Origin of the sequence: Streptomyces thermocarboxydus (genome assembly GCF_024760485.1) — a bacterium.
Classification (GTDB): domain Bacteria; phylum Actinomycetota; class Actinomycetes; order Streptomycetales; family Streptomycetaceae; genus Streptomyces; species Streptomyces cellulosae.
On sequence record NZ_CP058273.1, the window covers coordinates 3,062,585 to 3,079,611 of the forward strand.

Genomic DNA, 17,027 nt, shown 5'->3' on the forward strand with positions numbered 1-17,027 from the left:
GGGAGTCGCCGAGCGGGCCGTTCAACCGCTCGTCCCAGTCCACCTGTTGGGGGTTGCACAGATCATGACGGAAGCCACGAACGAGCCGGAGTTCACCACGCAGGACCAGCACGCGCCGACGCCGCCGAGCAAGGACGACCCGGAGGTCACCACGCTCGACCAGCACGCGCCGGCCCCGCCGAGTATCGGCGAGGTCACCACGCTGGACCAGCACGCCCCGGCGCCGCCGGCCCTGGACCGGGACGGCCAGTAAGCCTTCTTCCCACACGGGGACCGGCCACGGCGGCACGGAGGGGGAGCCGTCGCGGGCGGGTAGTGAGAGGGGCCTTGGTCCGGTGTCGTTGCGACATCGGACCAAGGCCCCTCTCCCATGTGATGTCGGGGTCAGGCCGCCGGGGCGTAGGAGTCCAGCTCGCACTCGTCGATCTGCGGGAGGCTCGTCTCGTCGTCCACCGGGACCTCGGCCGTGGTGGTCTCGCCCGCCGGGACGAGGACCTCCTCGGTGCCGCGGGTCAGTTCCTCGCCGGCGGCGTCCTTGAAGACCACCGTCACCGAGAACGTGCCGTCCACCGTGTCGTCGTTGGTGACCTCGACGGTGGCGTACGGCGTCTGCTCGGACACGCACTCCACCAGCGTCACCGTGGCCGCGTCCGGGGACATCGACGCCTCCGAGCCGCCCGACCCGCCGCTGCTGCCGTAGTCGTCGTCGTAGTCGTCATCGTCGTAGTCGCGGTGCGAACCGCCGCTCGACGAGTCGTGGTTCTGGCTGGAGCTGCTGCAACCGCCGCCGCCGCTGTCGCCGTCGTGGTGCCCGCTGCTGCCGCCGTGGCCGCGGCCGGTGGAGAAACCGGTGAGCGTGAGGACGACGAGCGCCGAGACAGCGGTGAGCTTGAGTGTCTTCCCCCGAGAAGTCATGACCGTCAGGCTAGCGATCTTTGTGTCACGGCCATGTCACTACCTGGCGACCGTCCCGTACCCGGCGTAGCGTCGGCCCTGAGGGCGGCGGACACCGCCGCCCCCGAGGCGGCCGCCGTCCGGGCCCCTTCCGTGCAGCCGGCACGACGGCCGTCCCGCGCGAAGGCCACGAGAGACGCCGGGCCGCCGGGGACGGCGCGTCTCACGCCGTCCGTGCCGTGCCCGTGCCCTTCTCCGCGTCCAGCGCGTACACACAGCGGTCCTTGCTGCACGCGTACACCACGCCGTCCCGCACCACCGGCGAGCCGGTGATCTCTCCGCCGGTCGCGAGCTTCCAGCGCAGCCGGCCGTCGTCGGCCTTCAGCGTGTACAGCAGGTGGTCGCTGGAGCCGAAGTGGATCCGCCCCTCGGCGACCGCGGGCGCGCCGACGATCTCGCCGCCGGACTGGAAGCGCCACTTGGGCGTGCCGGTGACCGCGTCCAGCGTGTAGAGGCCCTTGCCGCTGCCCACGTGGACATGGCCCGCGGCGACCAGCACCGGCTCCACCGAGGAGCGCGCCTCGGTGGCGATGCGCCAGCGGTCGCGGCCGTCGGTGGCGTCCAGGGCGTACACCGTGCCGAGGTAGTCGGCGAGGTACACGCCGCCGCCGGTGACCGCGGGGCCGGGCACGAAGGCGGGCGGGCACAGGAAGACCGCCGGGGCCTCGAAGTGCCAGCGGACGTGCCCCGAGCCGGCCTCCAGGGCGAGCACGCGGGTGCCGGCGCAGACGTAGACGTAGCCGTCGGGCGCGGCGGTGAGGCGGACCGGGACGCCGCCGCAGGAGGCCGCGTCGCCGATCGGGTACGACCAGCGCTCCTCGCCGGTGCGGGCGTCCAGGGCGCGTAGCCGGGCGTCCTGCCACACGTAGGCGGTGCCGTCGAACAGGGCGGGTCCGGCCTCCGGGGACTCGAAGTCGGTCTGGCAGCCGGTGAGTTCCCACAGCTTCTGCCCCGTGGACGCCTCCCAGCCCTGCACGCCGCCGCCTCGGGTGCCGGTGAGGACCGTGCCGCGGTCGGCCTTGAGGGAGTACACCCAGGCGTCGGTGTTCAGCCGCCACAGGTCGCCGCCCTCACGGGCGTCGAGCGCGTACAGGGTGGGCCCGTCGGAGGCGTGGATCCGGCCGTCGGCGACCGCCATCGACCAGGCGACGTCCCGCGTCTTGAAGCGGCGCCGGCCGGTGGCCACGTCCAGGGCGTGCACTTCGAAGGAGGTGACGTACACCAGGTCGCCGGCCACGGCGGGCGTGCCCCACACGTCGTTGGACATGCGGAACCGCCAGGGGCGCCAGCCGCCGGGGCTCTCCGGCGGCGCGGCGGGCGCCGGGTGCGCGGGGGCGGCGGGCTCGGTGCCGTTGACGCCGGGGCGGGGCTTGGTCCAGGTCGCGGCCAGGGCGGCGGCGGGCGGGGCGCCTGCACGGCGGCCGCGCGCGTGTCGGCGACGCGCGGGCCGGGGCCGATGGGCACCGCGGCGCCCGCAAGGCGGACCGGCCCCGTGCCGGCCGCGCCCACGGGGGCCGGCTGGGGCGGGGCGGCGGGACGACCGGGTCGTGCGGCGGCGGGGGCGGTACGTGGGGACGGGCGCCGCCGCCGCTGCGGCCGCTGTTCTGCGGCGGTCTGGCGGGACGGCCGCCGCGGCGCGCCTCGATCAGGCTGACGGCCCGCTCGGGCAGCCAGGCGGACGCCGTGCCGCTGTCGTCGGAGCCGGAGCCGAACAGGTGCGGGGCGAGCTGCGCCTGGAGGTCGGCCGGGTTGGGCCGGGCCGTCGGGTCCATCTGCATGCAGGACTCGATGAGCGGCCGCAGCTCGTCCGGCAGGCCCTCGAGGTCCGGGCCCTCGCGCAGCAGCATGAAGACCGTCTCGACGGGGTTGGCGCCGTGGAACGGGGGGTGGCCGGTGGCGGCGAAGACCAGCATGGAGCCGAGGGAGAACACGTCGCTCGCGCCGGTGACGCTGCGGGAGTCCTTGGCCTGCTCCGGGGACATGTAGGCGGGGGTGCCGACGGCGACGTTGGTCATCGTCAGCCGGGTGTTGGACACCCCCGAGGCGATGCCGAAGTCGATCACGCGGGGGCCGTCCTCGACGACCAGCACGTTGGACGGCTTGAGGTCGCGGTGGACCAGGCCCGCGCCGTGGATCGACTGGAGCGCCTCGGCGACGCCCGCGGCGAGCCAGCGCACGGCCTGCGCGGGCAGCGGCCCGCACTCGTTCACTATCTCCTCGAGCGAGGGGGCGGGCACGTACGCGGTGGCCAGCCACGGCACGGCGGCGCGCGGGTCGGCGTCCACGACGGCCGCCGTGTAGAAACCGGAGACCGCGCGGGCCGCCTCCACCTCGCGCGTGAAACGCACCCGGAACAGCTGGTCCTCGGCCAGCTCGGTCCGGACCGTCTTGATCGCCACCCGCCGGCCGGACGCCGAGCGCGCGAGATAGACCAGCCCCATGCCGCCGGCTCCCAGCCGTCCCAGCACCTCGAACGGCCCGATTCGCCGCGGATCGTGCTGCGTCAGCTGATCCACCACTTGCCTGCCACCTCCCCGTACGCGTCGCGCCACCACCTGTGCGCGACCGTAGTGCAGCGTCTCACCACCGCACCGCCGTGGCGGCACGCACCCCGATTCTTCCTGTCCGGGCCCCCTGGTGCGAACCGGCCGACAAATCGGGTGTCCAGGTTTACATATGACTCGAATGGACGGTCGGACGGCGTACAGGAGACGGACCGCGGCGGCGCACCGAGCGTACGGTCAGCGCCGCAGCAGCGCGAAGGACGCCCCCTGATTGTCGGTGACGACGGCCGCCGTTCCGTACGACGTCTCGAAGGGCGGAACCTGCGTGCGTCCGCCGAGGCGGGTCACCGTCTCCAGTGCGGGCTCCAGCTCCGTCACCGCGAAGTGGACGAGGAGGTGCGGGGGCATTTCGGGGGCGAAGACCTCGGAGACGGGCGCGCGTCCGAATTCCGGGTCGGCGCCCTCACCGAACAGGGCGTCGTGGAAGAGGTCGCCGTAGAAGGCGTTGGCCGTCTCCGTGTCCCGGGTGTAGAGCTGGACCCAGGCGAAGGTGCCGGGCTCGTGCCGGCGTCCGAAGCCGGTCGCGGTGCCGGGCTCCCACAGCGAGAACACCGCGCCCTCGGGGTCGGTGACGAGCGCGGTGCGGCCGAGGTCGCCGAACGGCGCGGGGGGCGCGACCACGCGTCCGCCGGCCGCGCGGATGCGGGCGCACAGGCTGTCGGCGTCCGGGGTCCAGAAGGACACCGTCCACACCGTGGGCAGCCGTCCGTCCGTCTTGCGCGCGAGGGAGGCGACGGGGTCGCCGTCCTTCAGCGCCCGGACCGTCCCGGTGGGCTGGTCCTCGAAGGTCCAGCCGAACAGCTCACCGTAGAACCGCTTGCCCGCCTCCAGATCGGGCAGCTGCGCGTCCACCCAGCAGGGGGTGCCCTCTGTGTACTCCGATGCCCTGTTTTCGGCCATGCCGACAACGTAGCCGTGCCGCCCGCACCCCGCCGACCAGGCACACCAGGGTTCTTCGGGCCCCGCACCCCATTTGCAGTCGGCCGAATCGCGCTCCTGAACCCCGTCGGTAAGCTGACGGCATGACAGGACAAGTGCGTACCGTCGACGGCCGCGTGGCCGGCCGGCGTGGGCAGGAGACCCGGCAGAAGCTGCTCGACTGCCTCAGCGAGATGCTCAGCTCGTCCCCGTACCGGGATGTCAAGGTCATCGACGTCGCCCGCCGCGCGGGGACCTCGCCGGCCACCTTCTACCAGTACTTCCCCGACGTCGAGGGCGCCGTGCTGGAGCTCGCCGAGACCATGGCGGCGGAGAGCGGCTCCCTGAGCGAGCTGGTCGAGGGACGCTCCTGGAGCGGGCGGGCCGGGTGGCAGACGGCGCAGGAACTGGTCGACGGTTTCCTGGAGTTCTGGCGGAAGCACGACGCGATCCTGCGTGTGGTGGATCTCGGCGCCGCCGAAGGGGACAAACGTTTCTCCAAGATCCGTCTGAAGGTGCTCAACGCCGTGGAGGGCTCGCTCGCCGAGGCGGTCTCCGAGCTCCAGGCGAAGGGCCGGATCGACAAGGACGTCAACCCCGGCGCGATCGCCGGGTCCCTGGTCGCCATGCTGGCGGCCGTGGCCTCGCACCAGAAAGGTTTCTCCTCCTGGGGCGTCAAGCAGGCCGAGATCAAACCGAACCTGGCGCTGCTGGTGCACCTGGGGGTCACCGGGCGCAAGCCGACCAAGTAGCGGGCCCGGCCCCGCATCCCCTCCCCGACCTCGCGATTCCTGTCATCCGGGCGGCGGTTCACTCCGGTGGACCGCCGCCTGTCGCGTCCCCGGGGGCGGTCCGGTTCCGATGGTGGGGGCGCGAGGGCGGAAAACGCCCGCGCCCGGACGGTGCGGCACCGCACGGCTGCCTGCCGCCCATGTGCACGTCCCGACGCCGACGACGCTGGAGGAATCGCCATGGCCCTGTCCCGTGAAGAGCGCGAGACGTTCCTGTCCGAACCGCGCGTGGCCGCGTTCGCGGTGGACGCGGGCGAGGGCCGCGCCCCGCTGACCGTGCCGATCTGGTACCAGTACGCGCCCGGCGAGGACGTGTGGATCCTCACCGGGCTGCACTCCCGCAAGAACCGGCTGCTGCAGGCGTCGGGCCGCTTCTCCCTCCTGGTGGAACGCGTCGAGCCGACCACCCGCTACGTCTCCGTCGAGGGCCCCGTCGTCGACACTTCCCCCGCCACGATCGAGAAGCTCCGGGAGATCTCCGCGCGCTATCTGCCGCCCGAGAAGGTCGAGGGGTACGTGGACTTCGCGTGGAAGAACCGCGGGGAGCAGGTCGTGGTGCGGATGCGGCCGGAGCGGTGGGTGTCGTCGGACCTGGGCTCCATCTGAGCCGACAATCGCTGCATGCAACCGGAACCGGAACCCGAACCTGATCTCCACGAGCTGCTGCGTTCCCTGCGGGTGTGGGACCCGGCCGTCACCGACCTGCGCCCCTTCGACCCGGAGCGGGCCCCCGCCGAGCCGCTGCCGCTGTTCGCGCGGTGGCTGGCGGACGCGGCGGCGGCCGGACAGCCCGAGCCGCACACCATGTCCCTGGCGACGGCGGACGCGGACGGTCTGCCGGACGTGCGGATCGTGATGCTGCACGGCGCGGACGAGCGGGGCTGGTCGTTCGCCACGCACGCGCACAGCCGCAAGGGCGGCCACCTCGCCGCCCGCCCGTACGCGGCCCTCGCCTTCTACTGGCCCGTCCTGGGCCGCCAGGTCCGTGTACGGGGCCCCGTCACGGCCGCCCCGCCCGAGGAGGCCCAGGCCGACCTCCACGCCCGCTCGACCGGCGCGCTGGCCGCGGCCCTCACGGGCCACCAGAGCGGGGTGCTCGCCTCTCCCGAGGAACTCCGCCTTGCCTCGGAGGCGGCCTGGGAGAAGGCGCGCAGTGCCCCGACGACCCCGGCGCCGTCGTGGACGCTGTACCACCTCGCCCCGGCCGAGGTGGAGTTCTTCCAGGGCGATCCCCAGCGACGCCATGTGCGGCTGCGGTATCGGCGGGAGGGGGCGGACTGGGTGCGGGAGTTGCTGTGGCCGTGAGGGGGTGGCTCCACGCCTGAAGCTCATGGCCCCGCCGGCTCCCGGTCCGTCGCGAGGCGGGCGTGGAGGTGGGTGTCCCGGAAGGCGTCATGGCGGTCGGGGGCGAACATCGCGTCTCGCAGCGTGCCCTCCGGGAGGAAGCCGCAGCGGGTCGCGATGCGGCAGGACGCCTCGTGGCCTATCGCGTGGCCCAGTTCCAGGCGGTGGAGGGCGCCCTCGGTCAGGGCCCAGTGCGCGGCGAGCAGGACCGCGCGGGTGGCCACGCCCCGGCCCCGGGCCTCCGGCAGGACCCAGTAGCCGATGCGGCCGACGCGCATCACCGGATGTATGTCCTGGATGCCGATGTGGCCGAGCGGTGTGCCGTCGGTGTCGTCCGCGACATGGAAGGAGAGGGTGGACCCCTCCTCGGCGAGGGCGACCCGGGCGCGCAGGGAGCGGCGGGCGCCGGCCAGGTCGTCGACCGGGCGCAGCGGGGTGTTCCAGCGCCGGAACTCCGGGTCCGTGAGGCCGCGCAGCCAGGCGTCCGCGTCGTCGGCGGAGTCCGGGTCCCAGGCGCGCAGCAGCAGTCCGTGGCCGCGGAGTTCGGACGGCGGGAGGGGTCGGGTGGGCTGGGGAGAAGACATGGGGACATTGAACCCGCGATCACGACATCATGTGATCATTCCGCAACCAATTCCGGTCTTGACCGAGACCCATCAACCCCCTGCTTGATTACGCTCGCGGTCATGGCCGACTCCTCCACGTCCGCGCAGCCCACCGCGCCCCTCCGGGCGGACCGCCCCGTCCATGTCGTCGGCGGCGGCCCCGGCGGACTGTCCGTCGCGCACGCCCTGCGCGCCCGCGGGGTGCGGGCCGTCGTCCTGGAGCGCTCCGAGCGGGTCGGCGACTCCTGGCGCCGGCACTACGACCGGCTGCACCTGCACACCACCCGGCGCCGGTCGGCGCTCCCCGGCCTGCCGATGCCGCGCCGCTTCGGACGCTGGCCGTCCCGCGACGACGTGGTCCGCTACCTGGAGAAGTACGCCGAGCACCACCGCCTGGAGATCGTCACCGGCGTCGAGGTGTCCCGGATCGAGCGCAGCGAGGACGGCGCCGGCTGGCTGCTGCGCGCCACCGGCGGACGTGAGCTGACGGGCGCGGCGGTCGTCGTCGCCACCGGCTTCAACCACACCCCGCGCGTCCCCGACTGGCCCGGACGGGACACGTACACGGGCGAGTTGCTGCACGCGTCCCAGTACCGCAACCCCAAGCCGTTCGCCGGGCGGGACGTGCTGGTGGTGGGCGTCGGCAACACGGGCGCCGAGATCGCCGTGGACCTGGTGGAGGGCGGCGCGTCCCGGGTGCGGCTGGCGGTGCGCACCCCTCCGCACATCGTGCGCCGCTCGACGGCCGGCTGGCCCGCGCAGTACTCCGGGATCCTGGTGCGCCGGCTGCCGGTGCCGCTGGTGGACCGGATCAGCCGCCTCCAGGCGCGGGTCGCGGTGCCGGACCTGTCCGAGCACGGCCTGCCCCGCCCGGAGACCGGGCTCTACAGCCGCGTCCTGGAGGGCGCGATCCCTGTGCAGGACGTCGGTCTGATCGACGCCGTGCGCGCGGGCTCGGTGGAGGTGGTCGCCGCAGTGAAGGGCTTCGAGGAGGGCGAGGTGCTGCTGACGGACGGCGAGCGGATCTCCCCGGACGCGGTGATCGCGGCCACCGGGTACGAGCGCGGCCTGGAGGGCCTGGTCGGCCACCTCGGCGTGCTGGACGAGCGCGGCAGACCCGTGGTCCACGGCGCCCGCACCCCGGCCGGCGCCCCGGACCTGTACTTCACCGGCTTCACCAACCCGATCAGCGGCAACCTCCGCGAGATGGCCCTGGACGCCCAGCGCATCGCCCGCGCGGTCGCCCGCAGCGGGAAGGCGTCCCCGCTGCCGGGCGCCTGAGACCCGGTTTTCAGCTGCCGGGCGCCCGGCCCTCCGGGCGCCTCAGCTCGCCGTCAGGACCGCGGGCCGCTTGCGGATCACCAGCGCCATCAGCGCCGCCGCCGCGCACAGCGCGCCCGACGCCAGCCACACCACGTCGTACGAGCCGAACGCGTCCCGCGCCAGCCCGCCCGCGAAGGCCACGATCGCCGCGCCCACCTGGTGCGAGGCCAGCACCCAGCCGAACACGATGGGACTGTCGTCGCCGTAGTGCTCCCGGCACAGCGCGAGGGTGGGCGGCACGGTGGCGACCCAGTCGAGGCCGTAGAAGACGATGAAGAGCAGCATCGGCGGGTGCACGGAGGGCGCCAGCAGCAGGGGCAGGAAGAGCAGGGATATGCCGCGCAGCGCGTAGTACACGGCGAGCAGCCGGCGCGCGTCGAAGCGGTCGGTGAACCAGCCGGAGGCCACCGTGCCGACGACGTCGAAGACGCCGATGACGGCGAGCAGGGACGCGGCGGTGGTGATGGGCATGCCGTGGTCGTGCGAGGCGGGCACGAAGTGGGTCTGGATCAGCCCGTTGGTGGAGGCGCCGCAGATCGCGAACGTCCCGGCGAGCAGCCAGAAAGGGCCGGTGCGGGCGGCCGAGCCGAGCACGGTCAGCGCGCGCCGGGCGGCCCCGGGCACGGGCGCCGGCTTGGGCACGAACTCCTCGGCCCCGTACGGCTTCTGGCCGACGTCGGCCGGGTGGTCTCGCAGCAGCAGCCAGACGAACGGCACCACGGCGAGCGCGGCGAGGGCGACCGTCACGGCCGCGGGCCGCCACGAGTAGCGGTCGACGATCCACGACAGCAGCGGCAGGAAGATCAGCTGTCCGGAGGCGGACGCGGCGGTGAGGATGCCGCTGACCAGACCGCGCCGCTCGGTGAACCAGCGGTTGGTGACGGTGGCGGCGAAGGAGAGCGCCATGGAGCCGGAGCCGAGGCCCACCAGCAGGCCCCAGCAGAGCATCAGCTGCCAGGGGGCGGTCATCCACACGGTGGCGCCGGAGCCGGCCGCGATCACGGTCAGCGCGACGGCGACGACCCGGCGGATGCCGTAGCGGTCCATCAGCGCCGCCGCGAACGGGGCGGTGAGTCCGTACAGCGCCAGGTTGACGGAGACCGCGGCGCCGATGGTGCCGCGCGACCAGCCGAACTCCTCGTTCAGCGGGTCGATGAACAGCCCCGGCACGGCGCGGAAGGCGGCGGCGCCGATGATCGTCACGAAGGTGACGGCGGCGACGAACCAGGCGCGGTGCACGCGGAGGCGGGTCGGCTTGCGGCCGCTCGCGGGCGGCCCGACGGCGGCGGTCTTGCTGGTCGTGGTCACGCCGTACAGCTTCGGTGAAGCATGTCTGTTTCAACGAGTGGCCCGAGGGACAGTATTCGCTAGGATCGGGCCATGCCTTCACGTCCGGACGAGTCCCGCTCCCCCGCCGGCCACCGGCCCCACCGCGTGGTCGTCCTCGCCCTCGACGGCGCGCTGCCGTTCGAACTGGGCATCCCGCACCGCGTGTTCGGCCGGCCCCGGGACGAGAAGGGGCGCCCGCTGTACGAGGTGGTCACCTGCTCGGTCCGGCCGCCGGGTCCTGTGGAGACGGACGCCGACTTCACCATCCATGTGCCGCACGGCCCGGAGGCCCTGGCCACCGCCGACACGGTGGTCGTCCCGGCCTCCTACGAGCTGGGCCCGGTCTTCGAGCGGGGCGAGCTGACGGACGAACTCGCCGACGCGCTGGGCCGCATCCCGCCGACGGCCCGCATCGCCTCCATCTGCACCGGGGTGTACGTCCTCGCCGCCTCCGGCCGCCTCGACGGGCGCCGCGCCACCACGCACTGGGCGGACGCGGAGCGGCTGCAGCGGCTGTTCCCGCGGATCGACGTCGACCCGGACGTGCTGTTCGTCGACGACGGCGACATCCTCACCTCGGCGGGCGTGGCGGCCGGGATCGACCTGTGCCTGCACATGGTGCGGCGCGACCACGGCGCCGCCGTCGCCAACGACGTGGCCCGGCGCACGGTGGTGCCGCCGCACCGGGACGGCGGCCAGGCGCAGTACATCCAGCGCCCGGTGCCCGACCCGCAGCAGGCGTCCACGAGCGGCGCCCGCGCCTGGGCGCTGGGCCGGCTGCACGAGCCGATCCAGCTGCGGGACATGGCGGAGCGGGAGTCGATGTCGGTGCGCACCTTCACCCGCCGCTTCCGTGAAGAGACCGGGGTCAGTCCGGGGCAGTGGCTCACCCGTCAACGGGTGGAGCGGGCACGGTACTTGCTCGAGACCACCGAGCTGACCGTGGACCAGGTGGCGCGGGACGCGGGGTTCGGGACGGCCCAGTCCATGCGCGCCCATCTCCAGGCGGCCCTCGGTGTGACGCCCACGGCCTACCGGCGCACCTTCCGCGCGGGTTCGACGCGCGAGGAGGGGGCGGCGGTCGCGGTCTGAGTTCCGCACGCGTCCGCTTGTCCACAGGCTGTGGACAGATCGCCGCGGCGGCGGTGCGGCGCTGCTCGCCCCGAGCACGGCAGCCCCGCACCGCCCTTCGTCTCCGGCGGCCCCGCCAGGTCCCCCGCGCCCGGGAGGCACACGCCGGATCACGACCCACACTCGCCGAGGGCCCCCGTCGCGGCGCCCTCGCCGTCCCCTCACGGCGAATCGCTGACGACCAGAGTCATCACCCGGTCATGGCGCGTCAATACCATTTCGAGGGTGGATACGGCGTTCGCGGCAATTGCCCTGTTCGTCGGCTCGGCGCACGGGAGCACATCCGGCGCACCGCATCACGCACGGCACCGGAGCGCCGTCGCGCCATGCACCCGTGCCTCCCCGAAGGCGCGGCAACCGTCGGGGCGCGGAGCGCTCAGACCGCCTCGTACGCCAGCCCGTCGTACGTCACCGCGCTGCCGCCGCAGGAGGTGCGGGCGGCGTCGGACGCGGCGCCGCAGCGGTCGAGTTCGCACCAGATGCGTTTGCCGGCGCCCTCGGTGGTCCAGCCCCAGCGGTCGGCGAGACCGTCGACGAGGGCGAGTCCGCGCCCGCCGGTCGCCTCGTCGCCCGCGCAGCGCGGCACGGGGGCGCGGCCGCTGCGGTCGGCGACCTCCAGGCGGACGGTGACCTCCTCGGCCGCGTCCGCGCCGGGCAGCGAGAGTCTCAGGACGGCCGGACAGCCCGTGTGCACCACGGCGTTGGTGACCAGTTCGGAGACGAGCAGGATCAGCGTCTCGGCCAGCGGTTCGTCGGCCCCTATGCCGGACCCGGCCAGCCGTGAGCGGGCCCAGCGCCTGGCCCGCCCCACCTCAGCGGGGTCGGGCCGGATCTCCAGCTGCACTTGAAGCACCTGCACCGCTCACACCATCCGAACCGGCGGACACTTGGACTCGCGCCTCACGAGGGCCACGATCCTAGCCATTTTCCGCATGGCCAGAACAATGACCGGGACCGGGATCACGGACCGTGACTCCCTTGTGGGACAGCATGGTTGACGTACAGTCACGCCAACAAGCGCTTCGGGCATATTCCAACGCGAAGGAGTACCCGTGCGGCATACTGTGCGACGCTTGCCGCGCCGACTCGAACGGAGCGCGGTACACGGCCCGTTGAGCCCACGGACACCCGCAGGAACGGCGCCTCGGGCAACCGTCACGAGGGAGCCCCGGCCGTGGCGGACACTCACGACGACTCGCATCCCTCACAACGTACCGGAGCCGCGCCCCGACTCCGGGCCGTGACGAGAGAACTCACCCGGCCCGGTGCCGTACGGACGCTCCGTGATCAGGAAAATGCCACGATCGGTGACACGAATGCCGTCGGGAGCGCCCGGCGCGTCACTCGGGAACGGTGAAGTAGCGGGCGAACGCGGAGACGATCTCCTCCTCGCCGATCCGCCCGTCCCCGTCGGTGTCCAGCTGTGCGGCGGCCTGCGCCGCCACGTCCCCGTCGACGCCCAGCACCCGGAGCACGCGCGCGGTGTTCTCCACGCCGACGGCACCGTCCCCGGTGGTGTCCGCGACGGCGAGCGCCGCGTGCAGGAAGGGGCGGGCGATCTCGGCGAAGCGCTCCGGATTGTCCCGCAGCCGCTTGACCGCGCCGGTCACGAACTCCTCGCGGGTGATGCGCTGGTCGCCGTCCCGGTCGGCGATGCCGGCCATGCCCTGCCAGAACGCCTCGGCGCCGACGTACAGGGACTGGCCCCGGTCGGAGCGGGCCGCCGTGCCGAACTCGGCGAGCAGCGCCTTGGCCGCCGCCATGAAGTCCTCGCGGTCGATGTAGCCGTTGCCGTCCTGGTCGAAGCCTGCGAAGCGGGCCGCGATCCTGCGCTCGTACTCGCTGGTGACCATGTCTTGTTCAGGCCGCCTTAGGTCGGAGGGGTCGTCTCGCTGGGAGCGTACGGGGTGCGGGGGCGCGGGGAAGCCGGAAAGCGGCGCTTGGGCCAGGACCGGGGGAACACCGGGACAGACGTGTGACACGTGTGAGCGGCACCACGCGCGGACCACGAGGTGGGAAGGGGGTGACGGGGGCGGCGGCTCAGGCGGAGAGCGGGCGGGCGTCCTCGTCGACGGCGGACGGCACGTCCGGGTGGACCTCGAACAGCCGACGCACCCCGAGCGCGCCGAGCACCTTGTTGACGTGGCTGCCGTCGGCGGCGCCGCGCGCGGGCAGGATCAGCCGGAGCCGGCCCTGACAGGAGCGCAGCAGCCGGCGGGAGGCTATGAGCACGCCCACCCCGCTGGAGTCGCAGAACCACACCTCGGAGAGGTCGAGGACCAGCTGGTGCCGCCCCTCCGCCACGACGTCGTGCACCCGCTGCCGCAGCACCGGGGACGTCATCAGGTCCAGCTCGCCGGAGACCCGGAGGACAGCCCATTCGCCGTTCTCCTGGTCGGTCACTTTGAAGGTCACCACCACGCCCCTCGCTCGCTGAAACGGAAGCAATGCCTACGCTTCCTTGCTGCGCGGCTGCCCACCGGCCGTTCCCTGAAACACGGACCCGGAAACGGTTACCGAACAGAAGGGGCTTGTTCTGGTCGTAATCGATCCGATTCGATCGGTTCCGATCGACAGGCGACGGGGCAGACATGATCCGCGGGCTGTGCCACCTGCGTGCGCGACCCTCTACCACGGAAGGCGCCGCGAGGGGCGCACATTGCCACAAAGGGGCGTGCACGCACGTGGATGGCGACTACATTCGTGGCGTCGCCGGTCACACGCCGGTCCCGGGACCGACCACCCCGGGGACCCGCGGGACGAACAGGGGGTGAGGGGCCGCATGCAGAAGAAGGACGTACCGCCCCGCTGGGACCGCAAGATGCAGCAGCGGCTCGCCCGCGGGGAGGCGGCCGCCCTCGGCGAGCTCTACGACCGTTTCGCGTCCCTGGTGCACGGCCTCGCCCACCGCGTCCTCGGGGACGAACACGCGGCTGACACCGTCACCCGTGACGTCTTCGCGCACGTCTGGCAGCACCCCGACACCTACGACCCCCGCCAGGGCCCCCTGCGCAGCTGGCTCGCCGCTCTGACCAACCGGCTGGCCGTGGAGCGGCTGCGCACCACCGAGACCGCCGCGCTCGCCCGGGGCGGGCCCGGCACCACCGAGGACCTGGAGCGCAAGGTCCGGCACGCCACGGTCGCCGCCCGCGCCGACTACATCGTCCAGTCGATGCCCGCGCCCCTGCGGGCCGCGCTGGAGCTGGCCTACTTCCAGCGCCGCGACTACCGGCAGACCGCCGCCGACCTCGGCGTCACCGACGAGGAGGCCCGCCGCCGGCTGCGCCTCGGCCTCCAGCTGCTGGCCACCGCCCACGACGCCGGGACGCCGGGGGCGCCGCCCGGAATGGGGGGTGCCGCGTGAGCGGGCGCCGCCCCGGGCCGTACGACGACCGCGGAACCCTCGCCCCCGGGCCGGACGCGCTGCCCCCGGGTCCCGAGCACCAGGTGCTGAAGTCGCTGCTCGGCGCCTGGGCGCTGGCCGCCTGCGCGCCCGCCGAGGCCGACGCCGTCGAGGAGCACCTCGGTGTGTGCGGGTCCTGCGCGGACGAGGCGCTGCGGCTGCGCGAGGCCGTGGGCCTGCTCCAGCGGCCCGAGAGCCTGGACCTGAACCCGGCGCTGCGCACCCGCGTCCTGGAGACCTGCCTGGAGCGGCGCCCGCCGCGCATCCCGGTCCCCGACTGGGCCACCGCCTACGACACCGAGACCGCCCGGCTCGACGCGCTGCTCCAGGACTTCGGCGACAACGAGTGGCACGCGCCGGTGCGGCTGCGCTGGTACGAGGGCGACGAGGCGAGCACCCGGCGCACCACCGTCGCCGGGGTCATCGCCCACCTGATGAGCGTCGACGGGCTGGTCGCGGTCGCCCTCGGCCTGGAGGACCCGCTCGGCGACGTCCGTCCCGAGCGGGCCACGCCGTCCGACCGCACCGAGGCGTACTGGCGTGCCGCCCGTTTCCCGCCCACCCGGGCCGTCCGCCGGCCCTGGCGGGAGCAGAGCCACCGGCTGATCCGCACGGTCTCCTTCACCGGCAGCGACACCGGCCGCATGACCGTCCCCTACGGCGACTTCGCGCTGCCGCTGCACGACGCGATGCTGGACCGGGCCTTCGAGTGCTGGGTCCACGCGGAGGACATCGCGGAGGCGGTGGACTATCCGTACGACCCCCCTGCGGGGCGCCATCTGCACGAGATGGTGGACCTCGCGGCCCGTCTGCTTCCCGTGGTCCTGGAGAACCGCCGCCATCATGGGCTCGCCGCCCCGGTGGAGCGCCGGCTGATCGCGGCCGGGGAGCCGGGGCGGAGCCTGCGGCTGGAGATCGAGGGGTCGGGCGGCGGGGAGTGGCTGATCCCGCTGGACTCGCCGGCGGCGAAGGGGTCCGCTGAGCACGAGGTGGCTCATGTCGCCCTTGACGGGGCGGAGTTCTGCCGGCTGGCGGCCGGACATGTGCCGCCTCGGGAGGCTGCCGCCGGGCAGGAGGGTGATCGTGAGGCGATCAGGGATGTGCTGCTCGCCGCGGCGAGCTTGAGCCGCATGTAGGGGCGGGTCGCGCTCGTCGCCGGCTGCGGGTGCGTGGTGGTTGCTCGCGCAGTTCCCCGCGCCCCTTCCGGGGGCGCGGGGAACTGCGCGAACGACCCCCGACGGCCCGCAGCCGCCGACGAGACCCGGAGGCCCCGCCTCTCAGGCGAACACGACCGTACGGCGGCCGTTCAGCAGAATCCTCCGCTCCGCATGCCACTTCACGGCCCGCGCCAGCGCCTGGCACTCCACGTCCCGCCCGATCGCGACCAGCTGGTCGGGCGTGACGTCGTGCGACACCCGCTCGACCTCCTGCTCGATGATCGGCCCCTCGTCCAGATCCGCGGTGACGTAATGAGCCGTGGCCCCGATCAGCTTCACACCCCGCGCATGCGCCTGGTGGTACGGCTTCGCGCCCTTGAAGCTCGGCAGGAAGGAGTGGTGAATGTTGATGATCCGCCCCGACAGCTGCTTGCACAGGTCGTCCGAGAGCACCTGCATGTAGCGGGCGAGGACGACGAGTTCGACCTCGTCCTCACGCACGATCTCCAGCAGCCGCGCCTCGGCCTCCGGCTTGGTGTCCCTGGTCACCGGGATGTGGTGGAAGGGGATGTTGTAGGAGGCGACGAGCTCGGCGAAGTCGGTGTGGTTGGACACCACTCCGGCGATCTCCACGGGCAGCGCGCCGGTCCGCGCACGGAACAGCAGGTCGTTCAGGCAGTGCCCGAACTTGCTGACCATCAGCAGGATGCGCATCTTCTCGTCGGCCCGGTTGATCTGCCAGTCCATCTGGAAGGAGTCGCCGATCGCGGCGAAGCTCGCCCGCAGCTTGTCCACCGTGACCGGCGCCTCGGCGGAGAAGTGGACGCGCATGAAGAACAGACCCGTGTCATGGTCGCCGAACTGCTGGCTGTCCTCGATGTTGCAGCCGGTCATGAACAGGTAGCTGGACACGGCGTGCACGATGCCCTGCTTGTCGGGGCAGGACAGGGTGAGGACGTACTGGTCGGCAGGTGCCGCGGCTCGGGTGGACTGCTCGCTCATGGGGAAAAGGGTCGCACACCCGGACCGGCTCCCGGCCGGTCGTCCCGCTACGCGGAACGCGTCATGATGCGCAGCACCTCGAGCGTGCTGGGCTGCGCGTCCGGGTCGTCGCCGTCGCTCGCCGCCATCCGCACGTGCGCGTCACGCGCGGCGCGCACCGCCTCCGGCCAGCCCTCGTGCTCCACGTACGCGGTGACCGGGGCGTCCGGCCCGACCTGGTGCATGATCCGCAGCACGCGCAGCACGGCGGTGTCGACGAGCGCGGCCTCCTGCGAGTCGCGGAAGATCGTGCCGACGTACTTCTCGGCGGACCAGTTGTCCAGCCAGGTGTCCTCGACGAGCCGGTACACGGCGTCGGTGACGTCCCCGTAGCCGGGCACGCCGGCCAGCCAGACGTCCCGCTGGAAGACGGGGTCGGAGAGCATGTGCAGCGCGGAGCGCACATTGCTGCGCCAGCGCCACCACGGCATGTCGTTGAGTGGCATGCCGCCCATGGTGGAGGAGCG

At 73.2% G+C, this 17,027-nt stretch carries 17 protein-coding genes and 1 pseudogene; 8 read left to right on the top strand and 10 right to left on the bottom strand.

Going from position 1 to position 17,027, the window contains the following annotated elements:
• Positions 1–64: 64 nt before the first annotated feature.
• Entirely contained in the window at positions 65–253 is a 189-nt protein-coding gene (gene afsS / locus AY578_RS13995) for a co-regulatory small protein AfsS (RefSeq protein WP_019524593.1), read from the top strand.
• A 131-nt stretch (positions 254–384) separates the two neighbouring features.
• Here the strand turns inward: afsS and AY578_RS14000 are convergent, their stop codons facing one another.
• From AY578_RS14000 to kbpA, 3 genes and pseudogenes are all read right to left on the bottom strand, one after another.
• A complete protein-coding gene (locus tag AY578_RS14000) occupies positions 385–915 on the bottom strand; it encodes a hypothetical protein (RefSeq protein ID WP_136239914.1) in 531 nt (176 codons plus the stop codon).
• 202 nt (positions 916–1,117) lie between these two features.
• A pseudogene (gene afsK, locus AY578_RS14005) lies at positions 1,118–3,473 on the bottom strand (protein serine/threonine kinase AfsK).
• A gap of 222 nt (positions 3,474–3,695) precedes the next feature.
• The gene (kbpA, locus tag AY578_RS14010) at positions 3,696–4,418 is read right to left on the bottom strand and encodes an AfsK-binding protein KbpA (protein ID WP_078611467.1); all 723 of its coding nucleotides are present in this window, start codon (positions 4,416–4,418) and stop codon (positions 3,696–3,698) included.
• Positions 4,419–4,552: 134 nt separating this feature from the next.
• Here kbpA and AY578_RS14015 point away from each other — a divergent pair, with 134 nt between their 5' ends.
• From AY578_RS14015 to AY578_RS14025, 3 genes are all read left to right on the top strand, one after another.
• Positions 4,553–5,188, top strand: coding sequence for a TetR family transcriptional regulator (locus tag AY578_RS14015; RefSeq protein WP_019524577.1), 636 nt, complete (start codon positions 4,553–4,555; stop codon positions 5,186–5,188).
• Positions 5,189–5,407: 219 nt separating this feature from the next.
• Complete coding sequence (locus AY578_RS14020) at positions 5,408–5,833, top strand: pyridoxamine 5'-phosphate oxidase family protein (protein WP_019524576.1); 426 nt, start codon at positions 5,408–5,410, stop codon at positions 5,831–5,833.
• 15 nt (positions 5,834–5,848) lie between these two features.
• Positions 5,849–6,532, top strand: a complete 684-nt coding sequence (locus AY578_RS14025) for a pyridoxine/pyridoxamine 5'-phosphate oxidase (protein WP_019524575.1) — start codon at positions 5,849–5,851, stop codon at positions 6,530–6,532.
• A gap of 23 nt (positions 6,533–6,555) precedes the next feature.
• Here the strand turns inward: AY578_RS14025 and AY578_RS14030 are convergent, their stop codons facing one another.
• Positions 6,556–7,155 carry a GNAT family N-acetyltransferase gene (locus AY578_RS14030; protein ID WP_019524574.1) on the bottom strand — a complete coding sequence of 200 codons (600 nt, stop codon included), beginning with the start codon at positions 7,153–7,155 and terminating at the stop codon, positions 6,556–6,558.
• Between the two features lie 102 nt (positions 7,156–7,257).
• Here AY578_RS14030 and AY578_RS14035 point away from each other — a divergent pair, with 102 nt between their 5' ends.
• Positions 7,258–8,457 (top strand): flavin-containing monooxygenase, encoded by a 1,200-nt coding sequence (locus tag AY578_RS14035; RefSeq protein ID WP_019524573.1) that lies wholly within the window; start codon positions 7,258–7,260, stop codon positions 8,455–8,457.
• Positions 8,458–8,499: 42 nt separating this feature from the next.
• Here the strand turns inward: AY578_RS14035 and AY578_RS14040 are convergent, their stop codons facing one another.
• Positions 8,500–9,807 carry an MFS transporter gene (locus tag AY578_RS14040; RefSeq protein ID WP_136238218.1) on the bottom strand — a complete coding sequence of 436 codons (1,308 nt, stop codon included), beginning with the start codon at positions 9,805–9,807 and terminating at the stop codon, positions 8,500–8,502.
• 72 nt (positions 9,808–9,879) lie between these two features.
• Here AY578_RS14040 and AY578_RS14045 point away from each other — a divergent pair, with 72 nt between their 5' ends.
• Positions 9,880–10,920 carry a GlxA family transcriptional regulator gene (locus AY578_RS14045; protein WP_136238219.1) on the top strand — a complete coding sequence of 347 codons (1,041 nt, stop codon included), beginning with the start codon at positions 9,880–9,882 and terminating at the stop codon, positions 10,918–10,920.
• Positions 10,921–11,335: 415 nt separating this feature from the next.
• Here the strand turns inward: AY578_RS14045 and AY578_RS14050 are convergent, their stop codons facing one another.
• From AY578_RS14050 to AY578_RS14060, 3 genes are all read right to left on the bottom strand, one after another.
• A complete protein-coding gene (locus AY578_RS14050; RefSeq protein WP_019524570.1) occupies positions 11,336–11,803 on the bottom strand; it encodes an ATP-binding protein in 468 nt (155 codons plus the stop codon).
• A gap of 496 nt (positions 11,804–12,299) precedes the next feature.
• Entirely contained in the window at positions 12,300–12,812 is a 513-nt protein-coding gene (locus AY578_RS14055) for an EF-hand domain-containing protein (protein WP_019524569.1), read from the bottom strand.
• A 187-nt stretch (positions 12,813–12,999) separates the two neighbouring features.
• Complete coding sequence (locus AY578_RS14060) at positions 13,000–13,380, bottom strand: STAS domain-containing protein (protein ID WP_136238221.1); 381 nt, start codon at positions 13,378–13,380, stop codon at positions 13,000–13,002.
• 361 nt (positions 13,381–13,741) lie between these two features.
• Between AY578_RS14060 and AY578_RS14065 the strand changes: the two genes are divergently transcribed.
• Positions 13,742–14,323 carry a sigma-70 family RNA polymerase sigma factor gene (locus AY578_RS14065; protein WP_019524567.1) on the top strand — a complete coding sequence of 194 codons (582 nt, stop codon included), beginning with the start codon at positions 13,742–13,744 and terminating at the stop codon, positions 14,321–14,323.
• Positions 14,320–15,498: a maleylpyruvate isomerase N-terminal domain-containing protein gene (locus tag AY578_RS14070; RefSeq protein WP_258902427.1), complete on the top strand. Its 1,179-nt coding sequence runs from the start codon at positions 14,320–14,322 to the stop codon at positions 15,496–15,498. Before AY578_RS14065 ends, AY578_RS14070 begins: the two co-directional genes overlap by 4 nt.
• A 141-nt stretch (positions 15,499–15,639) precedes the next feature.
• Here AY578_RS14070 and purU read toward each other — a convergent pair whose 3' ends face one another.
• Both purU and AY578_RS14080 read right to left on the bottom strand, forming a co-directional pair.
• Positions 15,640–16,521: a formyltetrahydrofolate deformylase gene (gene purU / locus AY578_RS14075; RefSeq protein WP_019524565.1), complete on the bottom strand. Its 882-nt coding sequence runs from the start codon at positions 16,519–16,521 to the stop codon at positions 15,640–15,642.
• A 47-nt stretch (positions 16,522–16,568) separates the two neighbouring features.
• Complete coding sequence (locus AY578_RS14080) at positions 16,569–17,015, bottom strand: SCO4402 family protein (protein WP_019524564.1); 447 nt, start codon at positions 17,013–17,015, stop codon at positions 16,569–16,571.
• Positions 17,016–17,027: the final 12 nt, after the last annotated feature.

What these genes read in the sequence shown, in the direction of transcription:
- AY578_RS14030 (WP_019524574.1), bottom strand. Translation starts at nt 7,155, where the DNA reads ATGTCTTCTCCCCAGCCCACCCGACCCCTCCCGCCGTCCGAACTCCGC.
- AY578_RS14020 (WP_019524576.1), top strand. Translation starts at nt 5,408, where the DNA reads ATGGCCCTGTCCCGTGAAGAGCGCGAGACGTTCCTGTCCGAACCGCGC.
- kbpA (WP_078611467.1), bottom strand. Translation starts at nt 4,418, where the DNA reads ATGGCCGAAAACAGGGCATCGGAGTACACAGAGGGCACCCCCTGCTGG.
- AY578_RS14045 (WP_136238219.1), top strand. Translation starts at nt 9,880, where the DNA reads ATGCCTTCACGTCCGGACGAGTCCCGCTCCCCCGCCGGCCACCGGCCC.
- AY578_RS14065 (WP_019524567.1), top strand. Translation starts at nt 13,742, where the DNA reads ATGCAGAAGAAGGACGTACCGCCCCGCTGGGACCGCAAGATGCAGCAG.
- AY578_RS14035 (WP_019524573.1), top strand. Translation starts at nt 7,258, where the DNA reads ATGGCCGACTCCTCCACGTCCGCGCAGCCCACCGCGCCCCTCCGGGCG.
- AY578_RS14080 (WP_019524564.1), bottom strand. Translation starts at nt 17,015, where the DNA reads ATGGGCGGCATGCCACTCAACGACATGCCGTGGTGGCGCTGGCGCAGC.
- AY578_RS14000 (WP_136239914.1), bottom strand. Translation starts at nt 915, where the DNA reads ATGACTTCTCGGGGGAAGACACTCAAGCTCACCGCTGTCTCGGCGCTC.
- AY578_RS14025 (WP_019524575.1), top strand. Translation starts at nt 5,849, where the DNA reads ATGCAACCGGAACCGGAACCCGAACCTGATCTCCACGAGCTGCTGCGT.
- afsS (WP_019524593.1), top strand. Translation starts at nt 65, where the DNA reads ATGACGGAAGCCACGAACGAGCCGGAGTTCACCACGCAGGACCAGCAC.
- purU (WP_019524565.1), bottom strand. Translation starts at nt 16,521, where the DNA reads ATGAGCGAGCAGTCCACCCGAGCCGCGGCACCTGCCGACCAGTACGTC.
- AY578_RS14055 (WP_019524569.1), bottom strand. Translation starts at nt 12,812, where the DNA reads ATGGTCACCAGCGAGTACGAGCGCAGGATCGCGGCCCGCTTCGCAGGC.